Origin of the sequence: Streptomyces sp. NPDC057623 (assembly GCF_042800355.1) — a bacterium.
GTDB lineage: Bacteria > Actinomycetota > Actinomycetes > Streptomycetales > Streptomycetaceae > Streptomyces.
The window spans coordinates 63,676-81,608 of the sequence record NZ_JBHVGZ010000002.1 but is presented as its reverse complement, the minus strand read 5'-3'; the positions used below and the strand labels follow the sequence as shown (position 1 = coordinate 81,608).

Sequence of the window (17,933 nt, the reverse complement as noted above, 5' to 3'; positions counted from 1 at the left end):
TTCTGGTTCCTCCCCCCTGTTGAGTCTTTTTTTTGTAGAGCGCCGCCTCTCTGCGGGGGCAGGGGCCGACACTCCCCCCCCCACTGCCTTCATCAGACGTTGGCGACGTTCGCCACGTTGGCGACGTTCGCCACGTTCGCAACGTTGGCGACATTGGCAACGTTCGCGACGTTGGCCACGTTCGCGATATTGGCAACGTTGGCTACGTTGGCAACATTCGCCACGTTGGCGACGTTGGCGGCGTTCTCCTCGTTCGAGTCGAACTCGACGATGTCCTCGTCGACCTCGATCACGGCCAGGTTCTCCATGAGACACCTCCTCACAGGGGATCAACTCTCCTATGTGCGGCACGCCACGACCTGCGCCAGCAAGGTCGGGCAGCCACCGCCCCGCTGGTACCAGCGGGCCGGCGAATGGATTGGAGCACGGCGCGTGGGGGCCTGCCCACGGATTCGCATCTCACCGAACACGGGGTCACGCAGCGGGACTTGACTCGCCTTCAGCAGACGACGAACCGCCGCCGTCCGGCGTCGCCCCGTGACGCGCGACTTGCCGCCGCCGGGTCCGGGTGGTGAGACTTCCTGGTCATGGCCCTTCACCTACGCGGCACCGCCCTCCCCCACGGCGTCACCCGCGACCTCTGGATCCTCGGCGACCGCATCACCTTCGACCGCCCGTCGATCGAGGCGGAGACGGTGGCAGACGGCGGCTACCTGCTCCCGGGGCTGGTCGACGTGCACACGCACCCGGGATCCCCGTCCGGGAGCGAACCCGTCTTCGACCCCGACGCGTTCGCCGAGCAGATCGCCGCCCACCGGGACGCCGGGACGACCGCCTTGCGGTTCCCGGGGCTGCTGGGCGAGATCCCGGAGGCGATGCGCGAGGCGCCGGACGCGCCCCGCATGATCACGGCCGGGCGCTGGCTGGCGTGGGCGGGTCTGTCGAAGAGCGCGGACTTCCACGCCGTCACCGACGACCTCGTGACCGCGGCCGTCGCTGAGGCCAAGGCCCACGACGGCTGGTGCAAGCTCATGGGGGACTGGGACTTCGAGGCCGATCCGGTGCCGTACGACATCCTGCGCGCCGTCACCGACGCGGTGCACGCGGCCGGGGGGCGGGTCGCCGCGCACTGCCAGTCGGCGCGGGGAGTGCTCAACGCGGCGCGTGCCGGGATCGACTCGATCGAGCACGGGATGGGGATGCCCGAGGAGTGCGTGGAGCTGATGGCCGCGCACTCCACCGCCTACGTCCCCACGCTCACCGCCTTCGCCCGCAGCGCGCCCCGCATCGAGGACAACCCTCGCGGCCGCCTCTGGCACGAAGGCCACGGCATCATGATCCGCCGGGTCCGCGAGGCGCATGACGCCGGCGTGACCGTCCTCGCCGGCACCGACTCCGCCCCCTTCGGCAACGTCGCCGCCGAGGTCGAGCACCTCATCGCCGCCGGCCTGCCCACCGGCGTCGCGGTGGGCGCGGCGAGCTGGACGGCACGGGACTTCCTGGACCTGCCGGGCCTGGTCGAGGGCGGGCTCGCCGACGTCACCGTGTACGACGTGGACCCCCGCCGGGAGCCGGGGGTGCTACGGCATCCTCGCCGCATTGTCCTGCGGGGCCGCGTCCTGCGCTGAAGGACACCGAAGCGCGCCCGAAACCGGTCTGGGGCAGGGGCTGTTGTGGCACACTGCCGCGAATGGTCGATCGTTCGTTCGCGGATCTGTCGCTCGCCGCGTGGTACGACGCCCTCAACCCGTGGGGGCCGGGTGACGACTTCTGTCTCGGGTACGTGATGTCCGCGAGCGCCGTGCTCGACGTCGGCTGCGGGACCGGGCGGCTGCTCGGGCGGGCGCGGGCCGCGGGGCAGCCCGGGCGGCTCGTGGGGCTTGATCCGGCCGCCGCGATGCTCGTGCAGGCACGGCGGCACGAGCCCGGTGTCGAGTGGGTGCTCGGGGATCTGCTCGCGACGGACTGGCGGCACGCCTTCGATCTGGTCGTGATGACCGGGCACGCCTTCCAGGTGCTCCTCCGCGACGAGGACGTACGCCGTTCGCTGCGTGCCGTGCGTGCCGCGCTCGCCGAGGGCGGGCGGTTCGTGTTCGAGACGCGGAACCCGGGAGCGCGGGCCTGGGAGGCGTGGACGCCTGAGCGGGTGCGGGAGGCCGGCGACGGGACCGGCCGTGTCGTGCGGGTGTGGCACCACGTCGAGGGACCCGTCGTCGGGGATCGCGTGACCTTCGCCGAGACGTTCGCCTGCGACGACTGGCAGGCCCCCGTCGTCAGCCGCACCACCCTCCGCTTCCTCGCCCCCGACGTCCTGGACGCCTTCCTCCACGAGGCCGGCCTCACCGTCGTCGAGCGGTACGGCGACTGGGCCCGGGGACCGCTCACTCCCACCAGCCCCGAAATCATCACCGTGGCCACCCCGGCCGACCTGAGTGGAAACGACCGGCCCTAACCCTCCGCGTCCTCCTCCAGCGCCGCCAGCGCCGGGTCCAGGACGATGTCCTCGTCGCGCGCCTCGGTCGTCGGCTCCTCCGGGAAGTGGCAGGCCGTGAGATGGCCCGTGTGGTTGCCGGAAAGCTGGATCAGGGGCGGTTCCTCGGCCGCGCACTTGTCCGTCGCCTTCCAGCAGCGGGTGCGGAAACGGCAGCCGGAGGGCGGGGAGATCGGGGACGGCACATCACCGGCCAGGCGGATCCGCTCCCGCCGCGGAACGTCCTCGTCGTCCTCGGCGCCCACGTTCACCTCGGGCACGGCGGACAGCAGGGCGTGGGTATAGGGGTGCCGGGGACGGTTGTAGATGGAGTCGCGGTCGCCGACCTCGATCACCTTGCCGAGGTACATCACCGCCACGCGCTGCGAGAAGTGCCGTACGACGGCCAGGTCGTGGGCGATGAACAGGAACGCGATGCCGAGTTCCTGCTGGACCTTCTGGAGCAGGTTCACCACCTGCGCCTGGATCGAGACGTCCAGCGCCGAGACCGGCTCGTCCGCCACGATCAGCTTGGGTTCGAGCGCCAACGCCCGTGCCACGCCGATCCGTTGACGCTGGCCGCCGGAGAACTCGTGCGGGAAGCGGTTGTAGTGCTCGGGGTTGAGGCCGACGATCTCCAGCAGCTCACGGACACGCTTCTCCCGGCCGCCCTCCGGCTCGATCCCGTTGATCTCCATCGGACCCGAGATGATCTTGCCGACCGTCTGGCGCGGGTTCAGCGAGGAGTACGGATCCTGGAAGATCATCTGGATCTCGGAGCGGATCGGCGCCAGCTGGCGGCGCGTGGCGTGGGTGATGTCCTTGCCCCGGTACGCGATCCTGCCGCGCGTCGGCTCCAGCAGCTTGGTGATCAGGCGTCCGGTCGTCGACTTGCCGCAGCCCGACTCCCCCACCAGCCCGAAGCTCTCGCCGACATGGACCGTCAGGTCGATGCCGTCGACCGCCTGCACCTGGCCGATCGTGCGGCGGATCGGGAAGCCGCCCTTGACCGGGAAGTGCTTCACCAGCCCCTCCACCTCCAGCAGCGGTTCGCCGGACGCGTCGGCGGTGGCCTCGCGGGGTGCGGGGAGGACGAGGTCCTCTGTCATAGCCGTAGTCCTCCTCGGACGGGACCGGTCGGGGTGTCAGCGCAGTCGGGGCTTGATCTCTTCGATGAAGACGGTCCGCTTCTGGTCCGCCGTCAGATGGCAGGCCGAGGAGCGGTCCGGGCCGAGCAACGGGACCTCGGTGACACAGCGGGTGCCGCCGACCCGGTCCTGGAAGGTGCAGCGCGGGTGGAAGCGGCAGCCGGAGGGCGGGTGGAGCAGGGACGGCGGCGAGCCGGGGATGGGCGCCAGCGGGGCATGCGGGTCCGAGTCCAGACGCGGCATGGAGTTCAACAGGCCCCAGGTGTACGGGTGTTGGGGCGCCCTCAGTACCTCGTGCACGGTGCCGCGCTCCACCGCGCCGCCCGCGTACATCACCATGATGTCGTCGGCCATGTCGGCGATGACCCCGAGGTCGTGCGTGATGAAGATGATCGCCGAGCCGAACTCCTGCTGGAGATCCTTCAGCAGGTCCAGGATCTGCGCCTGGACCGTGACGTCCAGGGCGGTGGTCGGCTCGTCGGCGATGAGCAGGTCCGGGTCGCAGACCAGCGCCATGGCGATCATCGCGCGCTGGCGCATACCGCCGGAGAACTGGTGCGGGTAGTCCTTCGCCCGCTGCCCGGGGTTGGGGATGCCGACCTTGCCCAGCATCTCCACCGCCCGCTCCCAGGCCGCCTTCTTGGAGGCGCGCATGTGCTTCATGTAGGGCTCGGCGATCTGCCGGCCCACCGTGTAGTACGGCGACAGCGCGGTGAGCGGGTCCTGGAAGATCATGGCGACCTTGTTGCCGCGCAGCCTCTCCAGCTCGGACTCGCGGGCGGTGGTCAGTTCCTGGCCCTCCAGGAGGATCTCGCCCTCGACGGTGGTGAACATCGGGTTGTGCAGCCCGAGGATCGTCAGGTTCGTCACCGACTTCCCCGAGCCCGACTCGCCCACGATCCCCAGCGTGCTGCCGCGCTCCAGGTCGAAGGAGAGCCCGTCCACGGCCCGTACGACGCCGTCCTCGGTCCTGAAACTGACGTGCAGGTCCCGCACCGAGAGGAACGCGTCCGCGTCGGCCGGGACCGGGGCGCCGGCTTCCTTGGTCAGAGTGGTCACGTCAGTGCTCCTCAAACAGGTCCTGGAGGAAAGGGTTCCCCGCTGCGGCCTAGGCCAGCCGCACCCGCGGGTCGATGAAGGCGTACGCGGCGTCGACGACGATGTTGCAGAGCAGGATCATGGTGGCGGAGAACAGCATCACGCCCAGCAGAAGCGGCAGATCGCTGAAGAACACCGACTCCACCGCCAGCCGGCCGAGCCCCGGAAGGCCGAAGGTGTACTCCGTGATGATGGCGCCGCCGAGCAGCGAGCCGAGGTCGATGCCGAAGATGGTGACGATGGGGATCAGCGAGCCGCGCCAGGCGTAGCGGAAGAAGACGTACCGCCGGGACATGCCCTTGGCGCGGGCGGTGCGGACGTGTTCCTCCTGGAGTTGCTCGATCATCGACGAGCGGGACATACGGGTGTACTGCGAGGCGAAGATGGTGGACAGCACCACCCACGGGATGACCAGTCCCCCGAACCAGGCGGCCGGGTTCGCGGTGAAGTCGTTGTAGGCGGGCTTGTCGAAGATCTGGGTCTGGTAGACGAGGATCGCCAGGGCCAGCGGGCCGAGGAAGTAGATCTGCATCGAGCTGATCACCATGGCGCCGGCCGTGAAGGTCTTGTCGACGAGCGTGCCGCGCTTCCACGCGGCGATCAGTCCGGTGCCGAGGCCGATGACCAGGAAGCAGACGGCCCCGCCGAGGGTGAGCGAGACGGTGGTGGGCAGGCGGTCCATCAGGGTGGCCCAGACCTGCTCGTTGGAGTGGTACGAGTAGCCGAAGCAGGGGGCCGGGCAGGGGCCCTGGGCGAAGTCGTCGCTGCCCGAGACGAGGTTGGTCAGGAAGATCCAGTACTGCTCGGGGATGGGCTTGTCGAGCCCGAGCACCCGGTGCAGGTTCTCCAGGTTGGCCGGGGTGCACGTCTTGCCGCACATCAGGAGGGCCGGGTCGCGCGGCATTCCGAAGAACAGCAGGAACGTGACGATGCTCAGCAGGAAGAGGATGACGACGGCGCCGAGGGACCGGCGGACCAAAAAGCGCAGCATGGCAGGCAGCTCTCAGACGTCGGCGGGCCCAGGGCATGTCCGGCGGAAGGCCCTGGCGGCATCCGGCGCCCCTCGCACGGGCGTGGGCACCGGATGCCGGGCTGGCGGGGTTACTTGACGAACAGGCGGCGCGGGTCGACACCGTGGATCTGGTCGTCGTAGACGAGGCCGCCGATCTTGGAACCGGCGATCTGGACCTGCTTGTAGTAGCCGGTCGGCACGACGTTCACCACCTCGGTGAGCAGGTACTTGTCGAGCTTCTCCCACTCCGTCGCGGCCTTGACCGGGTCGGTGATCTTGCTGATCCGGTCGATCTCGCTGTTGACCTTGGCGTCGTTGACCTGCGAGTAGTTCTGCGCGCCCTCGGCGATCACGCGGCCGTCGTACAGCGGCGGGATCACGGTCGAGGCGGACGACCAGTCGGCACCCCACGCGGTGTGGAAGATGTCGTAGTTGTTGTTCAGCTTGCTGACCTGGTCGTAGTAGGTCTCGGCCGGGATCTCCTGGCGCTGGACGTCGAAGCCGGCCTTCTCCAGGCCCGCCGCCATGGCGGTGGAGTACTGCTGGCCCTCGGGCGTGTTGATGTAGCCGAAGGTCAGTTTCAGGCCGACCTTGCCGGCCTCTTCCAGGAGCTTCTTGGCCTTGGCCGCGTCACCTGCGGGCTTCTTCTTCTTGCCGAACGGGTCGAACGAGGCGTCGTAGCCGCTCACGGTCGGGCTGAGGATGCCGCCCGCGACCTCCATCGCCTCGGTGCCGCCGTAGGCCCGGACGAACGGCGTGGACGGCAGGGCGAAGGCGATGGCCTGACGGACCTTGAGGTCCTTCATCTCCGGGTGGCTCATGTTGATGTTCATCTGCCCGACGTAGGGCTGGTAGCCGCTGACCGTACGGGACTTCAGCTTCGGGTCGCCCAGGACCTTGGAGAGGTTGCCCGCGTCGACCTGGTTGCTGAAGCTGACGCCGGTGCGGTCACTGCCGCTGTCGGCGAGGATCGCCTTGGTGGAGTCCTCGTACTGCTGGTTGAAGGTGATGTTGAACCGGTCGGCGAACTGGTGCCGCAGCGGGTCCGTGGCCGGGTCCCAGTTCTCGTTCCTGACGAGCACCATCGACTTGCCGGACTTGAACTCCTGGATCTTGTACGGCCCGGTCACCACCGGGTTCTTGTCGTACTTCTCCTTGGTGTCGCCCTTCTCGGAGACGACGGCGTAGCCGGCCATGGCCAGGGCGTACGGCAGGTCGGGGTGCGCCTTCCTGAACTTGAGGACAACCGTCTTCTCGTCCGGCGTCTCAAGGACGCTGTCGGGCAGGTGCTTGCCCTTGTACGGTCCGTCCGGCAGCAGCTTGCGGTAGTCGGCGCCCGGGGTGTCGGCCAGCCACTGCTGGACGTACGGCGGGCCCTGGTTGATGAAGGCGGCGAACTGCCGCTCGAAGGTGTGGCGGACGTCGGCCGAGGTGATCGCCGAACCGTCCTGGAACTTGATGCCGTCCTTGAGCGTGTACTTCCAGGTCTTGCCGCCGTCCGTGGTGGTGCCGGAGTCGGTGGCGAGGTCACCGACGACCTCGTGCTTGCTGCCGTCGGCGCTGATCGACTTGTAGCCGGTCAGCCCTCTGTGCAGCAGCTGGGAGACCGCCATCTCGTCCTGGACGTAGATCTGGGCCGGGTCCAGGTGGGCGTAACTGTCGCGGGCCAGCACCGAGATGGTGCCGCCGCTCCTGCCTCCGGGGACCTCGGCCGCGGGCCCCTTGGAGGCGGCCGCGTCCCCGAACTCGATCGCCGACTGCTGCCGTTCGGCGTTCTCCTGCTGTTCCTTGTCGTTGCCGCTGCCCTTGCTGCCGCCCTCGCTGCAACCGGTCAGCACGAGTGCGCCGGCCGCGAGCACGGAGATTGCGGCGTATGCGTGGCGTCCGCCCCTACTCATCACTCAGTTTCCACCCATCTGTGTGTCACCAGTGCGTGCGAAGGAAGTGCCATGTGCCGAGTGCCAGAACCGACCAGTGCGTCAGCGCGCCGTCTTGGGGTCGAAGGCGTCCCTGACGGAGTCCCCGAGCAGGTTGAACGCGACGATGAAGATGATCATCGAGATGCCGGGGAAGAACATGTAGGTGATGTCGTTCTGCATCACGAGCTCGGTGGACGCCTTGGAGAACATCTGCCCCCAGTCCGGCGTGGGTTCGACGATTCCCACGCCCAGAAAGCTCAGACCGGCCTCCGCGGTCACGAAGTTGGGGAGCATGTACGTGCCCTGCACGAGGATCGGCGTGACCACGTTCGGCAGGATCTCCTTGCGGATGATCCGCCCCGGCGGAGCCCCGCTGACCTTGGCGGCCTCGATGAACTCCCGTTCCCTCAGGGCGAGTGTGGTCCCTCTGAGGATCCGCCCGAGGCTCATCCAGCCCAGGAACCACATCACCAGGATGAGGGCGACGACCCGGACGTAGACGGGTGTCTCGTCGCGCGGGCTGACGAACAGGGAGACCACGACCGGCATGCTGGCGATGAAGAACAGCTGGGCCGGGAAGGCGAGGAGGAAGTCGATGACCCGGCTGATCCAGTAGTCCGTCCTGCCGCCGAGATAGCCGGCCGTGACACCGAGGACGATGCCGGTGAGCACGGTGGCGAGGGTGACCGCGACCGAGATCCCCAGCGAGGTCCGGATGCCGTAGAGCAGCTTGGTGAAGACGTCGTAGCCGTTCCCCGGTTCGAGGCCGAACCAGAACTCGCCGCTGATCCCGCCGTTGGGCTGCACCGGCACACCCGCGCTGTCGAACAGCTCGGGGCGTTCGTCGGCGTACACCGTGTACGGGTCCTTGCCGTACAGCCGGGAGATCACCGGGGCGAGCAGGCCGATCAGGAAGAAGAAGATGACGACGTACGCCGAGATCACACCGGTGCGGTCGCGTTTGAAGCGGATCCACATCAGCTGGCCGGGCGAGCGCCCGATGAGCTGCTCGTCCTCGCTCTTCGCGTTCGGCGGAGGTTCACCGTCCGCGATGACCGAGGTGCCGCCACCCTCAATACCGATAGGACTTGTCACGTTTCGCCCGTTTCGCTGGTATGGGTATGCCAAAGCGAGGCGTACGGAACTCCGCAGCCGGACGCGCGTAGGAGGTGTGCGCCCTCTTCCTCCGACACCCCTGACGGAGGATCAGGCAACCGCCTGTTGCTCGTGAATCGGGCACTGTCCCCACAGTGCGAGACCCATTGACCCGAGCGCTGCGGCTAACTATCTGCCATGAGCCAACTACCGACCACAGTCAGTAAATCTCAATTCAGTCACAGCTGACGCGTAGACCTTCCAAAATCCGGACAAAGTGTTGGGTCGAAGAACGTCGCGAAACGGACGTGTTGCCTGGGTATCGGGCGCGGATCTCCGTATTCCGGACACAACACCGGTACTCGGCCCCCGGAAAACGGCTTGCAAAAAAGCCCGGACTCCCCCATCACGGGGGAGCCCGGGCTCAAGTGTCCGATACTCAGCCGTGCTTGGCGCGGCTGGCGGCGCGGGCGCGCTCGCGGGCGTCCAGGTTCACCTTGCGGATGCGCACGGCCTCCGGGGTGACCTCGACGCACTCGTCGTCGCGGCAGAACTCCAGGGACTGCTCCAGGGAGAGCTTGCGCGGCGGCACGATCGCCTCGAACGAGTCGGCCGAGGAGGACCGCATGTTCGTGAGCTTCTTCTCCTTGGTGATGTTCACGTCCATGTCGTCGGAGCGCGAGTTCTCGCCGACGATCATGCCCTCGTACACCTCGGTACCCGGGTCCGTGAACAGCACGCCGCGCTCCTGGAGGTTGGTCATCGCGAACGCGGTGACGGCACCGGAGCGGTCGGCGACCAGCGAGCCGTTGTTACGGGTCTGCAGGGCGCCGAACCAGGGCTCGAAGCCCTCGTGGATGGAGTGGCCGATGCCGGTGCCGCGGGTCTGGGTCAGGAACTCGGTCCGGAACCCGATGAGACCGCGCGAGGGCACGACGAACTCCATGCGCACCCAGCCCGAGCCGTGGTTGGACATGTTGTCCATCCGGCCCTTGCGGACGCCCATGAGCTGCGTGACCGCGCCCATGTGCTCCTCGGGGACGTCGATCGTCATGCGCTCGACGGGCTCGTACGTCTTGCCGTCGACGTCCTTGGTGACGACCTGGGGCTTGCCGATGGTCAGCTCGAAGCCCTCGCGGCGCATCTGCTCGACCAGGATGGCCAGCGCCAGCTCACCGCGGCCCTGCACCTCCCAGGCGTCCGGACGCTCGGTGTCGATGACGCGCAGCGAGACGTTACCGATCAGCTCGCGGTCGAGGCGGTCCTTGACCTGGCGGGCGGTGACCTTGCGGTCCTTGACGGCCGCCTTGTTGTCGGCGCCCTTGCCGGTGCCGCCACGGCCGACCAGCGGCGAGGTGTTGGTGCCGATGGTCATGGAGATCGCGGGCTCGTCGACCGTGATCAGCGGCAGCGGAACCGGGTTCTCGGTGTCGGCGAGGGTCTCGCCGATCATGATGTCCGCGATACCGGCGACGGCACAGATGTCACCGGGGCCGGCCTTCTCGGCGGGCTTGCGGGTCAGCGCCTCGGTCATCATCAGCTCGCTGATGCGGACGTTGCTGACGGTGCCGTCGCGCTTGATCCAGGCGACGGTCTGGCCCTTGCGCAGCTCGCCCTGCTCGACGCGGAGCAGCGCGATACGGCCGAGGAAGTTGTCCGCGTCCAGGTTGGTGACGTGCGCCTGGAGCGGGGCCTCCTCGTCGTAGGTCGGGGCCGGGATGTGCTGGAGGATCGTGGAGAAGAACGGCTCCAGGCTGGTGGAGTCCGCCGGGACCGTGCCGTTCTCCGGCTTGGTCAGCGAGGCGATGCCGTCACGGCCGCAGGCGTAGACGATCGGGAACTCGATCTGCTCCTCGTCGGCGTCCAGGTCGAGGAAGAGGTCGTAGGTCTCGTTGACGACCTCGTCGATCCGGGAGTCCGGACGGTCCGTCTTGTTGATGCACAGGATGACGGGCAGGCGCTGCTGGAGCGCCTTGCGCAGCACGAAGCGGGTCTGCGGCAGCGGGCCCTCGGAGGCGTCGACGAGCAGGACGACACCGTCGACCATCGACAGACCGCGCTCCACCTCGCCACCGAAGTCGGCGTGGCCGGGGGTGTCGATGATGTTGATGGTGATGACGTCCCCCCCGTCCTTCGGGTGGTACTTCACCGCCGTGTTCTTGGCCAGGATCGTGATGCCCTTCTCACGCTCCAGGTCGTTCGAGTCCATCATGCGGTCGTCGACGCCTTCGAGCTGGTGCGCGGCGAAGGCGCCGGCCTGCTTCAGCATTCCGTCGACGATGGTGGTCTTGCCGTGGTCGACGTGGGCGACGATGGCGACGTTGCGGATGTCGTGGCGCGTGGCCATATTGCGGCGTACTCCCGGAGTGTGAGGACGGCTCTCGCGTACGTCTGTGTTACGCGGGCCCTGCCGGGCTTGACACGCCACGGCCTTACCCCATGGTACGTGGCCGTTGCCACTGGGGCTCGCCGGGATACGTTTGCGCAGGTGGGAGTCGGTTTTAGGGCCCGGAGACGGGTGCGAACCCCGGTTCCCGCCCCGCTTCTCAGACGCCGGAGGGGCTGAGTATTTCAGCCCGTCCGGCGTTTGAGGACGAGGCCCGAAGGGCCGACAGCGGGGGTCCGGGGGCGGCAGCTCCCAGGGATGGGACGGGTAGGGGCGGCGGGGGCGAGGAAGGTCAGTTGGTGGACGCGCTCGGGGACGGCTGCGCGCCCTTCTTCAGGAAACCCATGTCCTCGTACACCGGCGTACCGAAGCCGAAGGCACCGGCATTGGCGACATTCGCCCGCGCCGCCGTCAGCTGGGGCCGCTGGAAGAGCGGGATCGACCCGGCCGCGGCCCAGATCCGGGAGTCGGCCTTACGGATCAGGGAGCGCGACTCGGACTCGTCGAGCGTGCCGATCGCCTGGTCGAAGAGCTGATCCACCTGGTCGGTGCCCACCCGCGTGTAGTTCTGCTCGACGTTCAGAGAGCCGTCGGCGGCGGGAACCGGCTTGGCGTAGATGGGGCGGGCGTCCGTGGCGGGGAACGCCGAGGCGGGCCAGGAGTAGAGGGCGAGATCGTACTGACCGGAGGCGATGTGGTCCTTGAAGTAGCTCTCGTCCGAGACCTTGGTGATCTCGGTACGGATCCCGACCCGCTCCAGCATCAGCCCGATCCGGTCCGCCACCGTCCGCAACGTCTGTGAGCCCGCCCCCTCCGGCACCACGAACCGCAAGGTCAGCGCCTTGCCGTCCTTGGCCAGCGGCCGCGCCGCCGCGCCCGCCGGCGCCGGGGTGCCCTGCGGGGCGTAGGCGCCGGGCGCCCCGCCCTGCGTCAGCTGCTTGTTGCCGTCCTGGGCGAGGTGCCGCCCGCCTTCCTTGTCGGACTCCTCCCCCTTGTTGTCCTCCCCGACGATGTACGTCCCGTCGTCCTCGGAGCCGGACTCGGACGCGGACTCGGACGCGGACGCGGACTCGGACTCGGAACGCGACCTGGCCTTGGACTCGGAGTCCTTGTCGGCCCGCTGCTCCTTGTCGGCCTTCTCGCCCTTCCCGGCCTTCTCGCCCTTCTCCGCCTTCTCGGACTTCTCCGCCTTCTTCCCCTCGCTCCCCGCCGCCTTCTCCCCCTTCTCCTTGTCCGACCCCTTCTTGACCGGCCCGCCCGGCACCCACCCCGCGTCCGCGAGCAGCGCCTCTGCCTCCGCCGTGTCCTGGCCGCCGATCGCCCCGCTGTTGTCGGCGTACGCGGGCTGGCCGGACAGTGCGAGATGGCTGCCGACCGGCTTGGCGGGGAGCCCGAGCGGGGACAGGACCAGCTTGGCCAGTTCCTCACGGTCGAGCGCGCGTGCCACGCCCCGCCGGACCCGCTCGTCGGCGAGCGGCCCCTCGGCGCCGTTGAGGGCGAGCTGGGTGTACGCCGGTTCCAGGGACTTGCGTACCTCGAAGCCCCGGAACTTCGCCTTGTCCCGCCGCTGCGCCGCGGTGAGGGTACGCCGGTCGGGTCCCATCAGCGGCGTACCGCCGGCGCCGGCACTGGCCGACGGTGCCTTCGGACGCGGCGCGGCGATCGCGATGCGCCGGGCGGCGGCGGGGTCGATCTCGGCCAGGTCGAGATCCCCGGCGGCCAGCGCGGCCGCCCGCTGGTCGCGCGGCACGGTCCGCAGGACGATCTCGTTCAGCTTGGCCGGCTCCCCCCACCAGCGGGGGTTGCGGGTGAGCGTGACCTCGTCGGCCTTGCGGTCGATCTTCTGCACGGTGAACGGCCCGGCGGTGACCTTGAGCCTTCGCCGCGCCCCGTCGTTGAACGAGTCCGGCGTGCCCATGACCTCCTTCGGGTACAGCGGCGAGAACAGCGACCGCCAGTCGGCGTACGTCCGCGCGAAGGTGACCCGGACCTCCAGGTCGTTGTCGCCGCGCTCGATCTTCTCGATGCGGTCGTAGCCGGCGTTGCGGGCGGTCCAGTACGCGCTGTCCTTGCCGGACAGGGCCCGCCACTGGGCCGCGAAGTCGGCGGCGCCGATCTCCCGGCCGTCGCTCCAGACGGCCTGCTGGTCGAGCTTGTACAGGACGACCTGCTTGGGCTCGGTCTCGACGACCTTGGCCGACTCCAGGTAGGCCGGATTGCGCTGCGCCCGCCCGGTCGCGTCGAGCCGGAACATCGACGGCAGTGTGGCCTGCGCGATCCGGGTCGTGGTGGCGTCGGCGTCCGACTGGAAGGTGTTCAGCGTCTCCGGTACGGCGTCCACGGCCCATCGCAACGTGCCGCCGTCGGCGATCTGGGCCCGGCCCGCCGGTGCGATGTCCTGCCCGGCCAGCGGCTTGCCGGCCGGGTCCGGGTCGCTGCAACCGGCGAGCGCGGGCACCGCGAGCGCGCCCGCGATGAGGAAGGTGGCCGAGCGCATGACCGCGCTGCGGCCAGGCCTGGGTCCGACGCCGACGTGGGACATCTCAGGTACCTCCGGGGAGCGGCTCTCGCCGGTGACAATAAGTGCGTTTTGATCACGTTTGGCGGTATTTTGGAGCTGATCTGATCTAAGGCACCCACTGAAGAGGAAAGGGTTCGCCAGGCGGAGACGACACGGCGGCGAGGGCGCGCAAGGACACCCGTGCGGAGCAACGCGCTCCGCACGACGCACTCCTCGCAACCTTTCGGCTCCCCGGCGTACACAGAGCGCGTGCGGGCGTGCAATGGAGGCGCGCAATCCGCCAATCGCTGCACATCCCTTCACAGCGATAGGTGTGACGCGCAACACTCGCAGGCGCATGAACGTTGCCACCCAGGGCCGTAGGGCCCACGGAAGTGAGGTCACGTCATGTCCGTTCAAGACGACCTGACAGCTGTCCAGCGCTGCCTCGACGACCTGGCCCGGTCGGTGGGCCGGCTGGAGAAGCAGCTGGGCACCGGCGGAATCGAGATGCGCCGCGTCCGCACCGACGCCAACCATCTGCGCGAGAGCGTCGCGCTGCTGCGGGACGCCGCCGCGTCCCCCGCCACACAGCGCAAACCGGAGCTCGTCACCATCCCCGACACGCCGTACGACGACTCTCTGTGGATCGACACGGATGACGAGGGTCTCGGCGCCCGGGACCGCCGCGCACCCTGATCCCACCCCCTGACCCGACCGGAGTCATGCATTGGCCACTGGTACGGAACCCCATCTGAACAGCGGCGGCGTACGCACCGGTACGCGCGCCGCGATCTCCGCCCCGCACCTGCGGACCGACCGCTGGTGGCTGGCTCCGGCCGCCACCGCGGCCGGTCTGCTGGCGTTCATCGTCTACTCGACCTGGCGGGCCTTCGCAGGCGCGGACTACTACGCGGCGCCCTATGTCTCCCCGTTCTACTCGCCCTGTCTGGCGGAGAACTGCGAGCCCATGCGCGCCGGGCCGAACTGGGACCTCTTCGGGAGCTGGTGGGGCATCTCCCCCGCCGTCATCATCCTGATCTTCCCGCTCGGCTTCCGCCTGACCTGCTACTACTACCGCAAGGCCTACTACCGCGGCTTCTGGATGTCGCCCCCGGCCTGCGCGGTGGCGGAGCCGCACACGAAGTACGCCGGTGAGACCCGCTTCCCGCTGATCCTGCAGAACATCCACCGGTACTTCTTCTACGCCGCGCTCCTGGTCGCCGGAATCCTGACGTACGACACGGTCCTCGCCTTCCGCGACGAGCACTACGCGTGGGGCCACATGGGCCTCGGCACCCTCGTGTTCCTGCTCAACATCGTGCTGATCTGGGCATACACCCTCTCCTGTCACTCCTGCCGGCACATCGTCGGCGGCAAGCTCAAGCACTTCTCCAAACACCCGGTGCGCTACCGGATGTGGCAGTGGATCGGGAAGCTCAACGCCCGCCACATGCAGCTGGCGTGGGCGTCGCTGGTGAGCGTGGCGCTCGCCGACTTCTACGTCTATCTCGTCGCGTCCGGGGTCTTCGACGATCCGCGCTTCTTCTAGATTGAGTGGGGACTGAAACCAATGTCCGTGGTCGAACGGCAGGAGTGGGACGTCGTCGTGGTCGGCGCCGGGGGCGCGGGTCTGCGTGCGGCGATCGAGGCGCGTGAGCGGGGTGCCCGTACGGCCGTGATCTGCAAGTCGCTGTTCGGCAAGGCGCACACCGTGATGGCCGAGGGCGGCATCGCGGCGGCCATGGCCAACGCCAACGAGCACGACAACTGGCAGGTCCACTTCCGCGACACCATGCGCGGCGGCAAGTTCCTCAACCAGTGGCGGATGGCCGAGCTGCACGCGCGGGAGGCGCCGGACCGGGTGTGGGAGCTGGAGACCTGGGGGGCGCTCTTCGACCGTACGAAGGACGGCCGTATCTCCCAGCGCAACTTCGGCGGCCATGAGTACCCGCGCCTCGCGCACGTCGGCGACCGGACCGGCCTGGAGCTGATCCGCACACTCCAGCAGAAGATCGTCTCGCTCCAGCAGCAGGACAAGAAGGAGACCGGCGACTACGAGTCCCGTCTGCGGATCTACCAGGAGTGCACGGTCACCCGGATCCTCAAAGACGGCAGCCGGGTGTCGGGGGTCTTCGCCTACGAGCGCGAGACCGGCCGCTTCTTCGTCCTGGACGCCCCCTCCGTGGTGATCGCCACGGGCGGGATCGGCAAGTCCTTCAAGGTGACGTCGAACTCGTGGGAGTACACCGGCGACGGCCACGCGCTGGCGCTGCTGGCGGGCGCGCCGCTGCTCAACATGGAGTTCGTGCAGTTCCACCCGACGGGCATGGTCTGGCCGCCGTCGGTGAAGGGCATCCTGGTCACGGAGTCGGTGCGCGGCGACGGAGGGGTGCTGCGCAACTCCGAGGGCAAGCGGTTCATGTTCGACTACATCCCCGACGTCTTCAAGGAGAAGTACGCCCAGTCGGAGGACGAGGGCGACCGCTGGTACGAGGACCCGGACAACAACCGGCGGCCCCCGGAGCTGCTCCCGCGTGACGAGGTGGCGCGGGCGATCAACGCCGAGGTGAAGGCGGGGCGCGGCTCCCCGCACGGCGGGGTCTTCCTGGACGTGTCCACCCGGATGCCGGCGGAGGTCATCCGCCGCCGGCTGCCCTCCATGTACCACCAGTTCAAGGAGCTGGCGGATGTGGACATCACGGCGGAGGCCATGGAGGTCGGGCCGACCTGTCACTACGTCATGGGCGGTATCGCGGTCGAGTCGGACACGGCTGCGGCGCGTGGGGTGCCGGGCCTGTACGCGGCCGGTGAGGTGGCCGGCGGGATGCACGGCTCGAACCGGCTCGGCGGGAACTCGCTGTCCGACCTGCTGGTGTTCGGCCGCCGGGCGGGCTGGCACGCCGCCGAGTACGCGGCCGCGCGGGCCTTCGAACGCCCCGAGGTCAACGACATGCAGGTCGACACGGCGGCCGCCGAGGCGCTGCGTCCCTTCTCCGCGGAGGGGCCCGCGGGGAGCGAGGACGACGGACGCCCGCCGGAGAACCCGTACACCCTCCACCAGGAACTCCAGCAGACCATGAACGATCTCGTCGGCATCATCCGCCGCGAGGCGGAGATGGAACAGGCGCTGGAGAAGCTGGCGGAACTGCGCGTACGTGCCCGCCGGGCCGGCGTCGAGGGGCATCGTCAGTTCAATCCCGGCTGGCACCTCGCGCTCGACCTGCGCAACATGCTGCTGGTCAGCGAGTGCGTGGCGCGGGCGGCGCTGGAGCGCACGGAGTCGCGCGGCGGGCACACCCGCGAGGACCATCCGACGATGGACCGCAAGTGGCGCGACATCAACCTGCTGTGCCAACTGGCCGACCCCTCGGCCGGACTCGCCGCCCCCGACCCCGAACGCGGCCAGATCACGCTGCTGCGCGAGACCACCGACCCCGTCCGTCAGGACCTGCTGGCTCTCTTCGACAAGGAAGAGCTGGTCAAGTACCTCCCCGAAGAGGAGCTCTACCAGTGAGCAGCTATGAGGCCCGCTTCAAGGTGTGGCGGGGCGATGTGCGGGGCGGCGGCCTGGAGGACTTCGAGGTCGAGGTCAACGACGGCGAGGTGGTGCTGGACATCGTCCACCGCCTCCAGGCCACCCAGGCCCCGGACCTGGCCGTCCGCTGGAACTGCAAGGCGGGCAAGTGCGGTTCGTGCTCCGCGGAGATCAACGGGCGGCCGCGGCTGATGTGCATGACGCGGATGTCGGTGTTCACCCGGGAGGAGACGATCACGGTGACGCCGCTGCGGGCGTTCCCGGTGATCCGGGATCTCGTCACGGACGTGAACTTCAACTACGCCAAGGCGCGCGAGGTCCCGTCCTTCGTGCCGCCGGAGGGTGTGGGCCCCGGCGAGTACCGGATGATGCAGGAGGACGTGGACCGCTCGCAGGAGTTCCGCAAGTGCATCGAGTGCTTCCTGTGCCAGGACACCTGCCATGTCGTCCGCGACCACGAGGAGAACAAGCCGGCCTTCGCGGGCCCGCGCTTCCTGATGCGGGTCGCGGAGCTGGACATGCACCCGCTGGACGCCGCCGCGGAGACGGGCCTGGACCGCAAGGCCACGGCCCAGGACGAACACGGCCTCGGCTACTGCAACATCACCAAGTGCTGCACGGAGGTCTGCCCCGAGGGCATCAAGATCACGGACAATGCGCTGATCCCCTTGAAGGAGCGGGCGGTCGACCGCAAGTACGACCCGCTGGTGTGGCTGGGGAACAAGATCATGCGGCGGACGTCGTCGGGCTGAGCTCGTCCCGGCGAC

Annotated in this window: 14 protein-coding genes; 6 read left to right on the top strand and 8 right to left on the bottom strand. The window is 68.8% G+C overall.

Features of this window, described 5'->3' with window-relative positions; genetic code table 11:
• Positions 1-92: 92 nt before the first annotated feature.
• Positions 93-308, bottom strand: coding sequence for a hypothetical protein (locus ACFU95_RS02565; protein ID WP_383820647.1), 216 nt, complete (start codon positions 306-308; stop codon positions 93-95).
• 279 nt (positions 309-587) lie between these two features.
• Between ACFU95_RS02565 and ACFU95_RS02560 the strand changes: the two genes are divergently transcribed.
• Positions 588-1,628, top strand: coding sequence for an amidohydrolase family protein (locus tag ACFU95_RS02560; RefSeq protein ID WP_383820644.1), 1,041 nt, complete (start codon positions 588-590; stop codon positions 1,626-1,628).
• 62 nt (positions 1,629-1,690) lie between these two features.
• Complete coding sequence (locus ACFU95_RS02555; protein ID WP_383820641.1) at positions 1,691-2,452, top strand: class I SAM-dependent methyltransferase; 762 nt, start codon at positions 1,691-1,693, stop codon at positions 2,450-2,452.
• Here ACFU95_RS02555 and ACFU95_RS02550 read toward each other — a convergent pair.
• From ACFU95_RS02550 to ACFU95_RS02520, 7 genes are all read right to left on the bottom strand, one after another.
• The gene (locus ACFU95_RS02550; protein ID WP_383820638.1) at positions 2,449-3,579 is read right to left on the bottom strand and encodes an ABC transporter ATP-binding protein; all 1,131 of its coding nucleotides are present in this window, start codon (positions 3,577-3,579) and stop codon (positions 2,449-2,451) included. The two genes, ACFU95_RS02555 and ACFU95_RS02550, sit on opposite strands and share 4 nt — an antisense overlap.
• Positions 3,580-3,615: 36 nt before the next feature.
• On the bottom strand, positions 3,616-4,677 hold the full coding sequence (locus ACFU95_RS02545; RefSeq protein WP_383820636.1) for an ABC transporter ATP-binding protein: 1,062 nt from the start codon (positions 4,675-4,677) through the stop codon (positions 3,616-3,618).
• Positions 4,678-4,726: 49 nt separating this feature from the next.
• Positions 4,727-5,707, bottom strand: a complete 981-nt coding sequence (locus ACFU95_RS02540) for an ABC transporter permease (protein ID WP_383820633.1) — start codon at positions 5,705-5,707, stop codon at positions 4,727-4,729.
• Positions 5,708-5,817: 110 nt separating this feature from the next.
• The gene (locus ACFU95_RS02535) at positions 5,818-7,626 is read right to left on the bottom strand and encodes an ABC transporter substrate-binding protein (protein WP_383820630.1); all 1,809 of its coding nucleotides are present in this window, start codon (positions 7,624-7,626) and stop codon (positions 5,818-5,820) included.
• Positions 7,627-7,707: 81 nt separating this feature from the next.
• Positions 7,708-8,742: an ABC transporter permease gene (locus ACFU95_RS02530; RefSeq protein WP_383820628.1), complete on the bottom strand. Its 1,035-nt coding sequence runs from the start codon at positions 8,740-8,742 to the stop codon at positions 7,708-7,710.
• 439 nt (positions 8,743-9,181) lie between these two features.
• Entirely contained in the window at positions 9,182-11,089 is a 1,908-nt protein-coding gene (typA, locus tag ACFU95_RS02525) for a translational GTPase TypA (protein WP_383820625.1), read from the bottom strand.
• Positions 11,090-11,420: 331 nt separating this feature from the next.
• Positions 11,421-13,670, bottom strand: coding sequence for an ABC transporter family substrate-binding protein (locus ACFU95_RS02520; RefSeq protein ID WP_383820622.1), 2,250 nt, complete (start codon positions 13,668-13,670; stop codon positions 11,421-11,423).
• 366 nt (positions 13,671-14,036) lie between these two features.
• On the opposite strand from ACFU95_RS02520, the gene ACFU95_RS02515 reads away from it, so the two are divergent.
• The 4 genes from ACFU95_RS02515 to ACFU95_RS02500 are packed head-to-tail and all read left to right on the top strand — an operon-like array spanning position 14,037 to position 17,918.
• Positions 14,037-14,327 carry a hypothetical protein gene (locus ACFU95_RS02515; protein ID WP_062718301.1) on the top strand — a complete coding sequence of 97 codons (291 nt, stop codon included), beginning with the start codon at positions 14,037-14,039 and terminating at the stop codon, positions 14,325-14,327.
• A 31-nt stretch (positions 14,328-14,358) separates the two neighbouring features.
• The gene (locus ACFU95_RS02510; RefSeq protein WP_383820620.1) at positions 14,359-15,180 is read left to right on the top strand and encodes a hypothetical protein; all 822 of its coding nucleotides are present in this window, start codon (positions 14,359-14,361) and stop codon (positions 15,178-15,180) included.
• A gap of 21 nt (positions 15,181-15,201) precedes the next feature.
• On the top strand, positions 15,202-17,145 hold the full coding sequence (locus ACFU95_RS02505) for a fumarate reductase/succinate dehydrogenase flavoprotein subunit (protein WP_383820617.1): 1,944 nt from the start codon (positions 15,202-15,204) through the stop codon (positions 17,143-17,145).
• Positions 17,142-17,918, top strand: a complete 777-nt coding sequence (locus tag ACFU95_RS02500) for a succinate dehydrogenase/fumarate reductase iron-sulfur subunit (RefSeq protein ID WP_383820614.1) — start codon at positions 17,142-17,144, stop codon at positions 17,916-17,918. The genes ACFU95_RS02505 and ACFU95_RS02500 overlap by 4 nt, the downstream gene beginning before the upstream one ends.
• The last annotated feature ends 15 nt before the right edge of the window (positions 17,919-17,933 follow it).

Bases quoted from the DNA above. Each gene is read 5' to 3' on its own strand.
- ACFU95_RS02515 (WP_062718301.1), top strand. From the start codon at position 14,037: ATGTCCGTTCAAGACGACCTGACAGCTGTCCAGCGCTGCCTCGACGAC.
- ACFU95_RS02520 (WP_383820622.1), bottom strand. From the start codon at position 13,670: ATGTCCCACGTCGGCGTCGGACCCAGGCCTGGCCGCAGCGCGGTCATG.
- ACFU95_RS02555 (WP_383820641.1), top strand. From the start codon at position 1,691: ATGGTCGATCGTTCGTTCGCGGATCTGTCGCTCGCCGCGTGGTACGAC.
- ACFU95_RS02540 (WP_383820633.1), bottom strand. From the start codon at position 5,707: ATGCTGCGCTTTTTGGTCCGCCGGTCCCTCGGCGCCGTCGTCATCCTC.
- typA (WP_383820625.1), bottom strand. From the start codon at position 11,089: ATGGCCACGCGCCACGACATCCGCAACGTCGCCATCGTCGCCCACGTC.
- ACFU95_RS02535 (WP_383820630.1), bottom strand. From the start codon at position 7,626: ATGAGTAGGGGCGGACGCCACGCATACGCCGCAATCTCCGTGCTCGCG.
- ACFU95_RS02560 (WP_383820644.1), top strand. From the start codon at position 588: ATGGCCCTTCACCTACGCGGCACCGCCCTCCCCCACGGCGTCACCCGC.
- ACFU95_RS02565 (WP_383820647.1), bottom strand. From the start codon at position 308: ATGGAGAACCTGGCCGTGATCGAGGTCGACGAGGACATCGTCGAGTTC.
- ACFU95_RS02505 (WP_383820617.1), top strand. From the start codon at position 15,202: ATGTCCGTGGTCGAACGGCAGGAGTGGGACGTCGTCGTGGTCGGCGCC.
- ACFU95_RS02550 (WP_383820638.1), bottom strand. From the start codon at position 3,579: ATGACAGAGGACCTCGTCCTCCCCGCACCCCGCGAGGCCACCGCCGAC.